This window comes from Streptomyces sp. NBC_01314, assembly GCF_041435215.1.
In the GTDB taxonomy this organism is placed as follows: Bacteria; Actinomycetota; Actinomycetes; order Streptomycetales; family Streptomycetaceae; genus Streptomyces.
Genome location: NZ_CP108394.1, coordinates 4,271,635 through 4,285,068, shown reverse-complemented (window position 1 = coordinate 4,285,068; position 13,434 = coordinate 4,271,635). Strand labels below are relative to the sequence as shown.

The 13,434-nt window shown below is 70.5% G+C and carries 15 protein-coding genes; 5 read left to right on the top strand and 10 right to left on the bottom strand.

Translation table 11 applies throughout. The features are described from left to right. Positions 1-66: 66 nt before the first annotated feature. Positions 67-837: a prolyl oligopeptidase family serine peptidase gene (locus OG622_RS18750; protein WP_371577406.1), complete on the bottom strand. Its 771-nt coding sequence runs from the start codon at positions 835-837 to the stop codon at positions 67-69. A 113-nt stretch (positions 838-950) separates the two neighbouring features. Between OG622_RS18750 and OG622_RS18745 the strand changes: the two genes are divergently transcribed. Together OG622_RS18745 and OG622_RS18740 are read left to right on the top strand one after the other, a co-directional pair. Beyond that, the gene (locus OG622_RS18745) at positions 951-2,117 is read left to right on the top strand and encodes an adenosine deaminase (protein WP_371577404.1); all 1,167 of its coding nucleotides are present in this window, start codon (positions 951-953) and stop codon (positions 2,115-2,117) included. Between the two features lie 132 nt (positions 2,118-2,249). Continuing rightward, positions 2,250-2,576, top strand: a complete 327-nt coding sequence (locus tag OG622_RS18740) for an ATP-binding protein (RefSeq protein ID WP_371577403.1) — start codon at positions 2,250-2,252, stop codon at positions 2,574-2,576. Positions 2,577-2,653: 77 nt separating this feature from the next. On the opposite strand, the gene OG622_RS18735 is transcribed toward OG622_RS18740, so the two are convergent. The 5 genes from OG622_RS18735 to afsQ1 form a co-directional block, all read right to left on the bottom strand. After that, entirely contained in the window at positions 2,654-2,854 is a 201-nt protein-coding gene (locus tag OG622_RS18735; RefSeq protein ID WP_371577401.1) for a PspC domain-containing protein, read from the bottom strand. 124 nt (positions 2,855-2,978) lie between these two features. Next, positions 2,979-3,533, bottom strand: a complete 555-nt coding sequence (locus tag OG622_RS18730) for a VanZ family protein (protein ID WP_371577399.1) — start codon at positions 3,531-3,533, stop codon at positions 2,979-2,981. A 287-nt stretch (positions 3,534-3,820) separates the two neighbouring features. Then, positions 3,821-4,459: a hypothetical protein gene (locus tag OG622_RS18725; RefSeq protein WP_371577397.1), complete on the bottom strand. Its 639-nt coding sequence runs from the start codon at positions 4,457-4,459 to the stop codon at positions 3,821-3,823. A 50-nt stretch (positions 4,460-4,509) separates the two neighbouring features. After that, positions 4,510-6,111 carry an ATP-binding protein gene (locus OG622_RS18720; RefSeq protein WP_371577395.1) on the bottom strand — a complete coding sequence of 534 codons (1,602 nt, stop codon included), beginning with the start codon at positions 6,109-6,111 and terminating at the stop codon, positions 4,510-4,512. Then, complete coding sequence (gene afsQ1 / locus OG622_RS18715) at positions 6,108-6,785, bottom strand: two-component system response regulator AfsQ1 (RefSeq protein ID WP_013001223.1); 678 nt, start codon at positions 6,783-6,785, stop codon at positions 6,108-6,110. The genes OG622_RS18720 and afsQ1 overlap by 4 nt, the downstream gene beginning before the upstream one ends. Before the next feature lie 309 nt (positions 6,786-7,094). On the opposite strand from afsQ1, the gene OG622_RS18710 reads away from it, so the two are divergent. Beyond that, positions 7,095-7,862 carry a SigE family RNA polymerase sigma factor gene (locus tag OG622_RS18710; RefSeq protein ID WP_371577393.1) on the top strand — a complete coding sequence of 256 codons (768 nt, stop codon included), beginning with the start codon at positions 7,095-7,097 and terminating at the stop codon, positions 7,860-7,862. 217 nt (positions 7,863-8,079) lie between these two features. Here the strand turns inward: OG622_RS18710 and OG622_RS18705 are convergent, their stop codons facing one another. Then, a complete protein-coding gene (locus OG622_RS18705; protein WP_371577391.1) occupies positions 8,080-8,709 on the bottom strand; it encodes a uridine kinase in 630 nt (209 codons plus the stop codon). 140 nt (positions 8,710-8,849) lie between these two features. On the opposite strand from OG622_RS18705, the gene OG622_RS18700 reads away from it, so the two are divergent. Next, positions 8,850-9,101: a hypothetical protein gene (locus tag OG622_RS18700; RefSeq protein ID WP_371577390.1), complete on the top strand. Its 252-nt coding sequence runs from the start codon at positions 8,850-8,852 to the stop codon at positions 9,099-9,101. Positions 9,102-9,268: 167 nt separating this feature from the next. On the opposite strand, the gene OG622_RS18695 is transcribed toward OG622_RS18700, so the two are convergent. From OG622_RS18695 to deoC, 3 genes are read right to left on the bottom strand one after another with little or no spacing between them, the layout of a single operon-like run. Continuing rightward, positions 9,269-10,156, bottom strand: coding sequence for an aldehyde dehydrogenase family protein (locus tag OG622_RS18695; RefSeq protein ID WP_371577388.1), 888 nt, complete (start codon positions 10,154-10,156; stop codon positions 9,269-9,271). Further along, positions 10,149-11,585: an aldehyde dehydrogenase family protein gene (locus tag OG622_RS18690; protein ID WP_371577386.1), complete on the bottom strand. Its 1,437-nt coding sequence runs from the start codon at positions 11,583-11,585 to the stop codon at positions 10,149-10,151. Before OG622_RS18690 ends, OG622_RS18695 begins: the two co-directional genes overlap by 8 nt. Before the next feature lie 5 nt (positions 11,586-11,590). Then, positions 11,591-12,544, bottom strand: a complete 954-nt coding sequence (deoC, locus tag OG622_RS18685) for a deoxyribose-phosphate aldolase (protein ID WP_371584139.1) — start codon at positions 12,542-12,544, stop codon at positions 11,591-11,593. Positions 12,545-12,680: 136 nt separating this feature from the next. Here deoC and OG622_RS18680 point away from each other — a divergent pair, with 136 nt between their 5' ends. Further along, positions 12,681-13,430, top strand: coding sequence for a PH domain-containing protein (locus OG622_RS18680; RefSeq protein ID WP_371577384.1), 750 nt, complete (start codon positions 12,681-12,683; stop codon positions 13,428-13,430). Positions 13,431-13,434: the final 4 nt, after the last annotated feature.

The following is a 13,434-nucleotide window of genomic DNA, read 5'->3' as shown; positions in this document are numbered from 1 at the left end:
GACCCAAGAGACGCGGGGGGAACTGCGCGACAAGCCCCCACGCACCCGCAGCGGCGATACGACGCCTCAGACGCCCCTCCGTGAGCGAGCCATCCCGAACCCGGAAGCGAGCGGCATACGCAACCCCAACGGCGGCGGAGCGGCCAGCGCGTCCTCCACCGGCCGCGCGAACGCCCTCCCGAACAGCACCCCCATCACGAAGTCCGAAGCCAGTGCGTGCACCTCGTCGCGGTACTGCGTCAACCCGTGCCGGTCCGCGTGCACCTCGAACCGGCAGATGTCGGGGTTGGTCTTCTTCGCCCGCGCCGCGAACCGGAACGACAACTCGGGATCCACCCGCTCGTCATTCGTCCCGTGCACGATCAGCACCCGCCGCCCCGACAACTGCTTCACCGGTTCGGGCGGCGCCGCCACATCCTCCTCGGGCAGCCAGGGAGCGATGGCCAGCACGGAGTTGACAGCCTCGTGCCCACCCGCGTGCAGCGCCGCCCGCGCCCCCATGTGGAGCCCGGCGAGACACACCGGCACGTCCCCGTAGCGCCGGACCACCTCGTCCACCGCCCACTCGGCGTCCCGCGCGAGCCGCGCCTCCGTGCCGTTCCAGCCCCGGTAGCGGTAGTGCACGACATGGGTCGCCAGCCCCTCCGTACGGCCCGCGCGGGCGAGCCGGCGGCCGAGGGTGCGCACCGAGGCCGTGGCCATCATGGGAGAGGGTCTGCGGGTGGATGCCTCGTCACCGGCAGGGAGCAGCAGGACGACCCCGCTGACCGTGCTCGGCTCCGGGCCGAGCGTCCGCCCAAGTCGGGGCGTACGGACCGGCATTGCTTGCTGCGCCATGACAGAACAGTGTCAGAAGAGAGGGTGTACGCCACCCGTCCTGTGGGTCACCGTTGGATATCGACGGGATCACCCGACAGGCGCTCTACGCGCGTAGGCGTTATCGTGCGAAAATGACGAACCAGACCGACCCGACCGGTAGCACCCCGGACTCGGACCAGATCCGCCGGGCGCCCAAGGTTCTGCTGCACGACCACCTCGACGGCGGGCTGCGCCCCGGCACCATCGTCGAGCTCGCCCACACCTCGGGCTACGCCCCCCGCCTCCCGGAAGTGGACCCCGACCGGCTCGGAGTCTGGTTCCGCGAGTCCGCCGACTCCGGCTCGCTGGAGCGGTACCTGGAGACCTTCTCGCACACCGTCGGCGTCATGCAGAACCGCGACGCGCTGTTCCGGGTCGCCGCCGAGTGCGCCGAGGACCTCGCCGCGGACGGCGTCGTCTACGCCGAGGTCCGCTACGCCCCCGAACAGCACCTCGAAGGCGGGCTCAGCCTCGAAGAGGTCGTCGAGGCCGTCAACGAGGGCTTCCGGGAGGGCCAGCGGCTGGCCAGGGCCGACGGCCGGCGCATCCGCGTCGGCGCCCTGCTCACCGCCATGCGGCACGCGGCCCGCGCCCTGGAGATCGCCGAACTCGCCAACCGCTACCGCGACCTCGGCGTCGTCGGATTCGACATCGCGGGCGCCGAGGCCGGCTACCCGCCCACCCGCCACCTCGACGCCTTCGAATACCTCAAGCGCGAGAACAACCACTTCACCATCCACGCAGGGGAAGCCTTCGGGCTCCCCTCCATCTGGCAGGCGCTGCAGTGGTGCGGCGCCGACCGGCTCGGCCACGGCGTCCGCATCATCGACGACATCCAGGTCCACGAGGACGGCTCCGTGAAGCTCGGCCGCCTCGCCTCCTACGTCCGCGACAAGCGCATCCCGCTGGAAATGTGCCCGAGCTCCAACCTCCAGACCGGCGCAGCCCGTTCGTACGCCCAGCACCCCATCGGGCTGCTGCGGCGACTGCACTTCCGGGCCACCGTGAACACCGACAACCGGCTGATGTCGCACACGAGCATGAGCCGTGAATTCGAGCATCTTGTCGAGGCTTTCGGCTACACGCTCGACGACATGCAGTGGTTCTCGGTCAATGCTATGAAGTCAGCATTCATTCCTTTCGATGAACGACTGGCCATGATCAATGACGTCATCAAGCCCGGTTACGCCGAGTTGAAATCCGAATGGCTGTTCCGGCAAACGGCTTCCACCAGCGGTTCTGTCGACGAACGGAGCTGAACGGCGACTTCGGGAAGCGGTCACGCGGACGGCGCGCGGCCGCTTTTCGATGTTTGCCTCCGGCGGGACTTTGGTGTTTACGTTTCGACACCGCTCTCCACCCGTCAAACGCATTCCAAGGACGCATTCAACATGAAGCAGTCTGCTGCCAAGACCCTCGGTGTCGCCGTCGTCGGCGCCGCCATCGCCGCTGCGGGCGCGGGCGCCGCGAACGCTGCCCCGAGCGCACCGAGTGCCCCCGAGGCCTCCCAGGCCCTCGGCACCGTCACCGGCGCTCTCGCCCAGGGGCAGAGCACGCTCGGTGCCGGCCTGAAGGCCGCGCAGCCCGCCGCCCCCAACGTCCTCGCGGAGGGACCCACCGCCCCCGTCGCCGGACTGCTCGGCGGCCTCCCCGTCGGCAAGACCCTCCCCGCCAAGGGCCTCGGCGTCAGCGGCCTGCCCCTCGGTGGCGGCGCCTGAGCCACACCACGACGTCAGGACGGGGCGCACCCCTGGAGGGTGCGCCCCGTCGCTGTGCGCGTCATCGGCCGTGCGCGTCACCAAGCCATGCGGGCCTTGCCCTCCGAGGGGAACAGGATCCAGAGGGCTATGTAGAGCAGGAACTGCGGGCCCGGAAGCAGACACGACACGAGGAAGATCACGCGCATCGTGGTCGCGGAGGTGCCGAAGCGCCGTGCCAGCGCGGCGCACACTCCGCCGATCATCCGGCCTTCGGTGGGGCGGGCAAGGCGGCTCATGAGGGCTCCTTCGTCAGCGTAGAACGCCGGCCGCGGGCCGACGGTGGGGTGGGGCCTCCTGACGGCCACCGCTCTCGTTTCCACACCTTCGACGCTACGGTGACGAAGCGGACGAAGCGTCCCTCTACGGAGCCATCCCGACCCTGGGAATCGTCGGGGTCCGACCCTGAGACAACTCCTCCCGGCGCAGACGCGCCGCCCGCACCCGGGTCTCCGCCCTCCGCCGCAGCGCCGACCTGACCCCCGGTACCACCGCGATGTGGGCGAGGCCCACCCCGACCGAGTTCAGCAGGATCGAGTCGATGTCGACGACCTGCCCCGGCACCCCGGTCTGCAACAACTCGATGGCCAGCGACAGCAGCGCCCCGGCCGCCACCGACCGGGCCAGCGACGCGAGCGGCGACACGGCCAGTCTTCCGTTCACCATCGGCAGCAGGACGCCCAGCGGAGCGAGCAGCGCCAGCCCCTCACCGATCCGGTGGGCCGCCTCCGGCCACCCCAGGGTCAGATCCGCTCTGATCCCTGCGAACGGCCGCAGATTCGCGGGACTCATCCAGGTGACGTCCAGCGGACGCAGCGTGATCCAGGCAACGACCGCGAGATGTACGGCGAGGAGAACACCCCCCGCCGCACGGACACGGACCTCGGCGCTACCGCCGTTCGTACCTTGAGGCTGCACGCCCCCCAAGACGCGGCCCCCGGCACGATCGGTTGCAGTCTGTTTTTTTGGGCTCGGTTCGCCTCCGGGGCGCAGAAGCCTGGGCCGGGAGCGCGACCGTGCTCGACCCCTCCTTCGTCGGGGCCTCCGCGCTCCCCCACTCTCGGCTTCGCTCGAGCGGGAGGGACCCCCATGCGCTCCCGGCACAGGCGCGCCCCTTCGGCTCACTCGCCGGCCCTGTCGCGGTGGCCCGGGTGGTGGGACCTCGGCCGTGAGGCGCCGGGCTCAGGAACCCTCGGCCGCCCGGCTCAGGAGCCGTTGACCCCCGTCGAAGGCGGGCCGCCCGCGCCCGGGGACGACTCGGTCTCCGGGGTGCACTCGTAGCGGCGTAGCGACTCGGCGCTCGTGCCGCCCAGTACCACCGAGCCGTTGTCGCCGGCGGCCGTGGAGTCTGCGAAGGTGCAGACGATCTGGGCGAGGGCGTCCTTGGGGAGGGTGTCCGGGGCGGTGGACAGGCGGAGGGTGTCCTCGGGGTCGCCGGGGGTGGGTCCCGTCACCGTGAGGCCGGCCGGGACGGCGGTGCTGTAGCCGGCCTCGTCCTCGACGTCGGTGGGGTCGCCCGCCAGGGCGTCCAGCAGGCCCTGTGCGACGCGGACGCGCCGCTGGGCCTCCTCGGTGCCCTCGGCGACCTCCACCGAGCGGTTGACCCGCACGAGCGCCCCGGAACAGAGGAGGAACACGTCGACCGGCATGCCGGAGGGGGTCGTCTGTGTCGCGATGTCCGTCACCGACAGCTCGCAGGGCACCATCGAGGGCGCCGGGCCGAAGTCCGTCGGCACCTGCGTGGCCCGGATGCCGCAGCCGGCGAGCAGCCCGGCCAGCGCCCCGGTGGCGGCCAGGACCCGTATGCCTCGCGCGCGTGAGCCCCGTATGTGTACGTCCGGCACTCGCACGCCCCGTGCTCTCCCGTCTTTCCGTCCTCGTGCGCCTCGTATCGTCACTGACCGGCCCCTTCGGTGCCCTGCGGGCCGTCGTCGCCCTGGTCGCCGTCCCGTTCCTCCGCGATCAGCGAGGCCGCGTCGCGAGGCAGGCGGAGGGTGAAGACCGCGCCGCCCTCGGGGGAGTTGGCGGCGGTGATCCCGCCGCCGTGGATGTGGGCGTTCTCCAGGGCGATGGACAGGCCGAGGCCGCTGCCCTCGGAGCGGGGGCGGGAGGCGCTCGCCTTGTAGAAGCGGTCGAAGACGTGCGGGAGGACGTCCTCGGGGATGCCGGGGCCGTGGTCCCGCACCTCGATCAGCAGGTCCGCGTCGTTCTTGTCGCCTTCGCGCACCGAGACGCGCACCGGCGAGCCGCCGTGCTTGAGCGCGTTGCCGATCAGGTTCGCCATGATCACGTCCAGGCGGCGCGGGTCGAGGTTGGTGATGATGCCGCGCTCGGCGTTCAGGTCCACCGCGTCCAGCCAGGCGCGGGCGTCGATGCAGGCGGTGATCTGGTCGGCGATGTCCACGTCGTCGAGGACGAGGCGGGCCGTGCCCGCGTCGAAGCGGGTGACCTCCATCAGGTTCTCGACCAGGGTGTTGAGGCGCAGGGTCTCGCTGACGACGAGCCGTACGGCCGGTTCGATCATGGGGTCGAGGCTGCCCGTGTCGGCGTCCAGCTCCTCCTCCAGCACCTCCGTGACGGCGGTGATCGCCGTCAGCGGCGTACGGAGCTCATGGGACATGTCGGCGACGAAGCGACGGGACGCCTCCTCGCGGGCGCTCATGTCGTGGACCTTCTTCTCCAGCGACTCCGCCGCGAGATTGAACGTCCGTGAGAGGTCGGCCAGTTCGTCCGTGCCGGAGACGCGCAGCCGGGTGTCGAGCTTGCCCTCGCCGAGACGCCGGGCGGCGACACCGAGGCGCTGCACCGGCTTGAGTACGGTCGTGGCGGCGGCCTGCGCGAGCAGCGCCGAGCCGATCAGCGACAGACCCGTGGCGATCCCGAGCGACCAGGCCAGCGAGTTGAGGTCCTTCGCCTCCTCCGCGAGGGACTTGCGTACATAGCCGGTCGGCCCGCCGCCGATCATCTTCGCGCCGCCCACCAGATACGGGGTGTCGCCGTCGATGACCCGCTGCCAGTACACGTGGTACGCGTGCCGGTTGCCCGAGGTGATCTTCTGCCGCTTGTTGACGGCCTTCTGGAGGGACGCAGGCACGTCGTCCAGTGAGAAGCCGGTCAGCGCGTTGTCGGCCGAGGAGCCGGAGACCGTCCGGCCGTCGGCGCCCTCGGCGAGGAGCAGCACGCTGGAGCGCTCACCGCCGTCCGCCATCTTCCGTGCCGCGATGCGCAGCTGGTCCTGCGTCGGGGTCGGGCGGAGCGTGCTCACATGGCTCTGCATCTCCCGCTCGAAGTCGTTGAGCGCCGCGTCCTGCGCGCGCGTCTGCACGGCCTCGCGGTTGAGCCAGTACGCGATACCGGACGCCGACACGGCGGCCGTGAGCGCCACCAGACCGAAGACGACCACCAGACGCAGTCGCAGACTGGTGAAACGGATCCGGGACTGCACTGCCCTGCGAGCCGCGGCCCAGCCGCGGATCCCCCCTTGAGCCTTCGTCACTGAGGAGTGTCCAACCGGTAGCCCACGCCGCGAACGGTACGGATCAGGGTCGGCGACGACGGTACGTCCTCGACCTTGGCGCGCAGCCGCTGCACACACGCGTCCACCAGGCGGGAGTCGCCCAGGTAGTCGTGCTCCCACACCAGACGCAGCAACTGCTGCCGGGACAGGGCCTGTCCCGGGCGGCGGCTCAGCTCCAGGAGCAGCCGCAGCTCGGTGGGCGTCAGCTGGAGGTCCTCGCCGTTCTTCGTCACGGTCATCGCCGCACGGTCGATCACGAGGGAGCCGAAGGTCGCCGCGTCGTTGGCCTCGCGCTCACCGCGCCTCAGCACCGCGCGGATACGGGCGTCCAGCACCCGCCCCTGCACGGGCTTGACCACGTAGTCGTCCGCGCCCGACTCCAGGCCCACCACGACGTCGATGTCGTCGCTGCGTGCCGTCAACAGGATGATCGGCAGCTGGTCGGTGCGCCGGATCCGTCGGCACACCTCGAAGCCGTCGATTCCTGGCAGCATCACGTCCAAAACGATCAGATCCGGCCGCTGTTCGCGCAGCAGCTTGAGACCATCCTCGCCGGTGGCGGCGGTGGCGACACGGTGCCCCTGGCGCGTCAGTGAGAGCTCCAGGGCCGTGCGGATGGCGTCGTCGTCCTCGATCAGCAACAGGGAAGGCACGGGCTCATTCTGGCCCATGGCATGGCGCCGAATCGACCGTTGGAGCGCTCCCATCCGACACCCGCACACGATCGTGCCGTTCGCGTAGCCGTACGACTCTTCTCTGTGATCAACCTGTGCCCCGACTGGGCCCGATCCCTGTGACAGGTCTGTGACAGTCGGCGGACACGGCCATGAAGGTGAACGGGCAATCTTCTCGGCACAGGCAAGGAAACGCCGCCCGACAGCACGAAGGGGCGGAGCCGGGGAAGTACGAACGAGCACCACGGCACAGCACCACAACCGGAACTCCACGACGGGGGGCGCGAGATGAACACGCTGCACAGCACCAGCACTAGCGCAGTAGTCACGCGGCTCCATGACGTCGTCCGGAACACGGAGAAGTCCGGTGCAGTGAGCGGGCGGGGGTGCGCTCGCGGCACCGGGCGTCAGCACACCACATTCATGTCGGTGGTCGACGCGCATGTGGGGGGAAGCAACACGGGGGTAACGGGGGTCACCCACGGGGGAACGGGGGCCGCGTACGGGGAGGGCACGGGGGAACGCCGGTCTGTGTCGGAGGCGGAGTTCACCGCCTACGTCCAGGAGCGTCGTGCCTCCCTGTACGCAACCGCCTACCACCTGACCGGGGACCGCTTCGAGGCCGAGGACCTGCTGCAGAGCGCGCTGTTCTCGACCTACCGGGCCTGGGACCGGATCAGTGACAAGGCCGCGGTGGGGGGCTACCTCCGCCGCACCATGACCAATCTGCACATCAGCGCGTGGCGCCGCCGCAAGCTGAACGAGTACCCGACCGAGGAGCTGCCGGAGACGGCCGGCGACACGGACGCGATGCGCGGCACCGAGCTGCGCGCCGTCCTGTGGCAGGCGCTCGCCCGGCTCCCCGAACTCCAGCGGACGATGCTGGTCCTCCGTTACTACGAGGGCCGCACCGACCCGGAGATCTCGGAGATCCTCGACATCAGTGTCGGCACGGTGAAGTCCAGCATCTGGCGGTCGCTCCGCCGGCTGCGTGAGGACGAGGTCCTCAGCTTCGGCCGTGACGAGGAGGAGTCCTTCGGGGAGCTTGTCGCCTGAAGGTCTGTGGGGGGAAGTAGGTAACGGGGGAAGGGAAAACGGGGGGAGCACGGGGGAGCGGGGGACGTCACGGTGGCGCGGGGGAGCGCCTATGTGACGGCCGGGGGGAAAGCCGACGGGGGTCCGGGGGGACCACGACGGTGCTGCACGGGGGATCACGGGGGAAGCGGGACTGGAGGGCCGGGGGGTCCGTCCAGTCCCGTTTTCATGTCCGCCTTCAGGCGGTCGTCCTCGCGCAGTGGCCCGCGGTGGCCGCCGCCAGACGGCCCAGCGCCTCGTCCCTGTCACAGGGGTGGGCGCCCAACTCCGTCTGCCGGGCCACGATCGAACGCTCCAGACGCATCAGCCGCCAGCCGCGCCGCAGCAGGAACGGCACCGACTTGCGGCCCTCCCTCAGATCGCGCAGGAAGCGCCGGCGGAAGGTCTTCACCGGACCACGGGTCAGGCACAGCGCGTCCGCCAGAAGGCCGAGTTCACGGCAGCGCCCGACGATCTCGGCGGCGAAGATGCCCTCGGCGATGAACACCGGTGTCCGCCCGATGTGCAGGGCCTCCGCACCGGTACGCGCGCTGAGCGAGATGTCGTACGCCGGGACGGTCGTACGGCCCGTGCGGCACAGCTCCTCGATCGCCGCGACGGCGGTGTCCGCGTCCCACGACAACGGGTGGTCCCAGTCGATGTCCGTACTGCCCGCCACCTGCGGCAGCGTCGGGTCGTCGCCCTCCTTGTAGAAGTCGTCGAGCCGCAGCACGGGCAGGCCGGAGCGGGCGGCGAGGAGGGATTTGCCTGAGCCGGAAGGACCGGAGAGCAGGACGACCCGGGTCGGTATCGGAGGATGCGCACTCACGAGAGTCCAGTGTGCGGCATCGAGCGGCTCCAGCCGAGTCGGCGGGTCGCCCTTGGAGTGCACATCACACCTCAACTACCGTACGTATCTCTATGATTACTTTCCGAAGTGGAAACGCATAGGGAAAGGCGGCATCACTGATGGCTCGACACGCGGCCCCCCAGACCTCCGGCGCCCGGCGCGCGTTGCTGGCCGTCACCACCGCGGCGGCGGACGGCGCCGCCCCGGTCGTCGACGTGCTGCGCACCCGGCCCACCTCGCTCGGCCAGGTCGACCCCCAGGCCGACTTCCAGCCGCTGACGTCGACGGCCCTGACGGGGCCGGTGGCGCAGGCGCCTTCGATCGGGAGCATTCCGGTGGTGGGGTCCGTGGTGGGCGGACTGAAGGGCTGAGGGAGTGAGGGACTGAGGGGCGGCGAGGGTTTCGGGGGCTGCGCGGTCCGTGCGGAGGGCGTGGGCCGTCCGTGGCCGGTCGCGCAGTTCCCCGCGCCCCTTACGGAGCGCTTGTCCTCAGCGGTCCTCAGCGATCCTCAGCGGTCCTCGGTGATCTTCAGTGATCCTCAGTACGAGGAACCCGACGCGCCCAGCGATCCCGTCGGGTGCCACACCGTCTTCGTCTCCAGGAACGCCGTCATGCGGTCGATGCCCGGCGTGGCCGACCAGTCGTCCACAGGCTGTGGACGGAGGACGCGCTTGAGGTTGTCGGCCGCGGCGATCTCCAGCTCCTTCGCCAGGACCTCGTCCGCGCCGGCCAGGTCGATCGCGTTGACGTCCTGGTGGGCGGCGAGGGGGGCCGCGATCTCCGCCGTACGCCCGGAGAGGACGTTGACCACGCCGCCGGGGACGTCGGAGGTGGCGAGGACCTCGCCGAGGGAGAGGGCCGGGAGGGGGGACTTCTCGCTCGCGATCACGACCGCCGTGTTGCCGGTGGCGATCACCGGGGCGACGACCGAGACCAGGCCCAGGAAGGACGACTCCTGGGGGGCCAGGACCGCCACCACGCCCGTCGGCTCGGGGGAGGAGAGGTTGAAGTACGGGCCCGCCACCGGGTTTCCGCCGCCGACCACCTGGGCGATCTTGTCGGTCCAGCCCGCGTACCAGACCCAGCGGTCGATCGTCGCCTCCACCACGGCGGCGGCCTTCGACTTCGACAGGCCCTCGGCGTCGGCGACCTCGTGCACGAACTGGCTCTTGCGGCCCTCCAGCATCTCGGCGACGCGGTAGAGAACCTGTCCGCGGTTGTACGCCGTCGCGCCGGACCAGGCGCCGAGGGCCTTGCGCGCGGCGACGACCGCGTCACGGGCGTCCTTGCGGGAGGAAAGGGGCGCGTTCGCCAGCCACTTGTCCCTTGAGTCCGTCACCTCGTACACCCGGCCGCTCTCGGAACGCGGGAACTTCCCGCCGACGTACAGCTTGTAGGTCTTCAGCACGGAAAGTCGGTCAGACATCGAGGTACCCCTCCAGGCCGTGGCGGCCGCCCTCGCGGCCGAAGCCCGACTCCTTGTAGCCGCCGAACGGCGACGTCGGGTCGAACTTGTTGAACGTGTTGGACCAGACGACGCCCGCGCGGAGCTTGTTCGCGACGGCCAGGATCCGGGAGCCCTTCTCGGTCCAGATGCCCGCCGAGAGGCCGTACTGGGTGTTGTTGGCCTTGGCGACGGCCTCGTCCGGGGTGCGGAAGGTGAGCACGGAGAGGACCGGGCCGAAGATCTCGTCCCGCGCGATCGTGTGCGCCTGGGTGACGTTCGTGAAGAGCGTTGGGGCGAACCAGTAGCCCGCGGAGGGCAGTTCGCACGCCGGGGACCAGCGCTCGGCGCCCTCCGCCTCGCCGCGCTCGACGAGCGAGGTGATGCGGGTGAGCTGCTCCTCGGAGTTGATCGCGCCGATGTCCGTGTTCTTGTCGAGGGGGTCGCCGAGGCGGAGCGTCGACAGGCGGCGCTTCAGCGAGTCGAGCAGCTCGTCCTGGATCGACTCCTGGACCAGGAGGCGGCTGCCCGCGCAGCAGACCTGGCCCTGGTTGAAGAAGATGCCGGTCACGATGCCCTCGACGGCCTGGTCGATGGGGGCGTCGTCGAAGACGATGTTCGCGCCCTTGCCGCCCAGTTCGAGGGTCAGCTTCTTGCGGCTGCCCGCGACCGTCCTCGCGATCTGCTTGCCGACCGCCGTGGAGCCCGTGAAGGCGACCTTGTTGACGTCCGGGTGCGCGACCAGGGCTGCGCCCGTGTCGCCGTAGCCGGGGAGGATGTTGACGACGCCCCTCGGCAGGCCCGCCTGGCGGCAGATGTCCGCGAAGAACAGCGCCGACAGGGGAGTGGTCTCCGCCGGCTTCAGGACGACCGTGTTGCCCGTCGCGAGTGCCGGGGCGATCTTCCACGCGAGCATGAGGAGCGGGAAGTTCCAGGGGATGACTTGGCCCGCCACGCCGAGAGGCTTCGGGTTCGCGCCGAAGCCGGCATGGTCGAGCTTGTCGGCCCAGCCCGCGTAGTAGAAGAAGTGCGCGGCGACCAGGGGGAGGTCGGCGTCCCTCGTCTCCTTGATGGGCTTGCCGTTGTCCAGGGTTTCGAGGACGGCCAGTTCGCGGCTGCGCTCCTGGATGATGCGGGCGATGCGGAAGAGGTACTTCGCGCGCTCCGCGCCGGGAAGCGCGGACCACTTCTCGAAGGCCCTGCGTGCCGCCTTCACCGCGCGGTCCACGTCCGCCTCGCCCGCCTGGGCGATCTCGGAGAGGACCTCCTCGGAGGCCGGGCTGACCGTCTTGAAGACCCTGCCGTCGGCGGCCTCGGTGAACTCGCCGTCGATGAACAGGCCGTAGGAGGGGGCGATGTCGACGACCGCCCGGGACTCGGGGGCCGGTGCGTACTCGAATGCGGAAGCCATGGGGATCAGTCCACCGTCACGTAGTCGGGGCCGGAGTAGCGGCCGGTGGCCAGCTTCTGGCGCTGCATCAGCAGGTCGTTGAGGAGCGAGGACGCGCCGAAGCGGAACCAGTGGTTGTCCAGCCAGTCCTCGCCGACGGTCTCGTTGACCACGACGAGGAACTTGATCGCGTCCTTGGTGGTGCGGATGCCGCCGGCGGGCTTCACGCCGACCTGGACGCCGGTCTGGGCACGGAAGTCGCGGACGGCTTCCAGCATGAGGAGGGTGTTGGCGGGGGTGGCGTTCACCGCGACCTTGCCGGTCGAGGTCTTGATGAAGTCCGCGCCCGCGAGCATGCCGAGCCAGCTGGCTCGGCGGATGTTGTCGTACGTCGAGAGTTCGCCGGTCTCGAAGATGACCTTCAGACGGGCCGCGGAGCCGCATGCTTCCTTCACGGCGGTGATCTCGTCGTGGACCTTGAGGTAGTTCCCGGAGAGGAACGCGCCGCGGTCGATGACCATGTCGATCTCGTCGGCGCCGGCGGAGACGGCCTCGTGGACGTCGGCCAGCTTCACAGCGAGGGGGGCGCGGCCGGCCGGGAAGGCGGTGGCGACGGAGGCGACCTTGACGGTGGAGCCCGCGACGGCGGCCTTGGCGGCGGGCACCATGTCGGGGTAGACGCAGACCGCGGCCGTCGAGGGGGCCGTGCGGTCGCTGGGGTCGGGGAGGACCGCCTTGGCGCCGAGGGACCGGACCTTGCCCGGGGTGTCCGCGCCTTCCAGCGTCGTCAGGTCGACCATGGAGATGGCCAGGTCGATGGCGTACGCCTTGGCGGTCGTCTTGATGGAACGGGTGCCGAGCGAGGCGGCGCGGGCCTCCAGGCCGACCGGGTCGACGCCGGGCAGCCCGTGGAGGAAGCGGCGCAGCGTGCTGTCGGACGCGGTGACGTCGGCGAGAGCGTGGGGTGCAGCTGTGGACATGGTCACCAGACGAGCATATCTACGCGCGTAGCAGGTGTACAGCCCCACGATTGTTTGCGCGGAGAGCGGGAGGCGCGCTGTGGGCCGGGCCCCGCCCGGCGCCGGCGGGTTCGGGGCGTCGGGCAGAATCGGACGTATGAGCACCTCGGATCAATCGTCGCCCGAGCCGGAGCACACGTCGGCGGCTCGCAAGCGTACGGAGGCTGGGACGGCTTCGGAGACCCCGAAGGCCGAGCAGGCTCCGGTGGCTGCGGCGGCCTCCGCGTCGAAGCCCGACAAGCCCGTGTACAAGGACCGGGTGTACCGGTCGCCCGCCGGGCTGATGGGCGGGGCCCTGCTGCTCGGGCTGTTCGCGTGGCTCGGTGGGGACGCGGTCGTGTCGGGGGAGGGCAGTACGCCCTGGCTGGCGTTGGCCTCGATGCTGGTGGCCGTGCCGGTGGTGGTGGCCTTCTCGGTGCGGCCGGCCGTGTTCGCCAATGACGACCGGTTGCGGGTGCGGAATCCGTTCCGGGTGATCGAGCTGCCGTGGGCGAGCGTCGTGTCACTGCGGTCCGGTTACACCAACGAGGTGATCGACGGGAGCGGCGCCAAGTACCAGCTCTGGGCGATCCCCGTTTCGCTGCGTGGCCGCAAGAAGGCCGCTCGGCATCAGGCCCGGGAGGCGCATCGGGCGGCCAAGGGCGAGCGCGGGGCGCGTACGGCCTCGGCCGAGCGGCCCGCGCGGGCGGAGACCGATCAGATCATGGCCGATCTGCGGGATCTGTGCGAGGCACGGGCGAAGGCGGTCGATTCGCAGGGTGAGCCCAGCGTGCGGTGGGCCTGGGAGATCGTGGCGCCCGCGGCGGCGGGGGCCGTGTTGCTGCTGGTGCTGATCGCGCTCGGCTGACCTC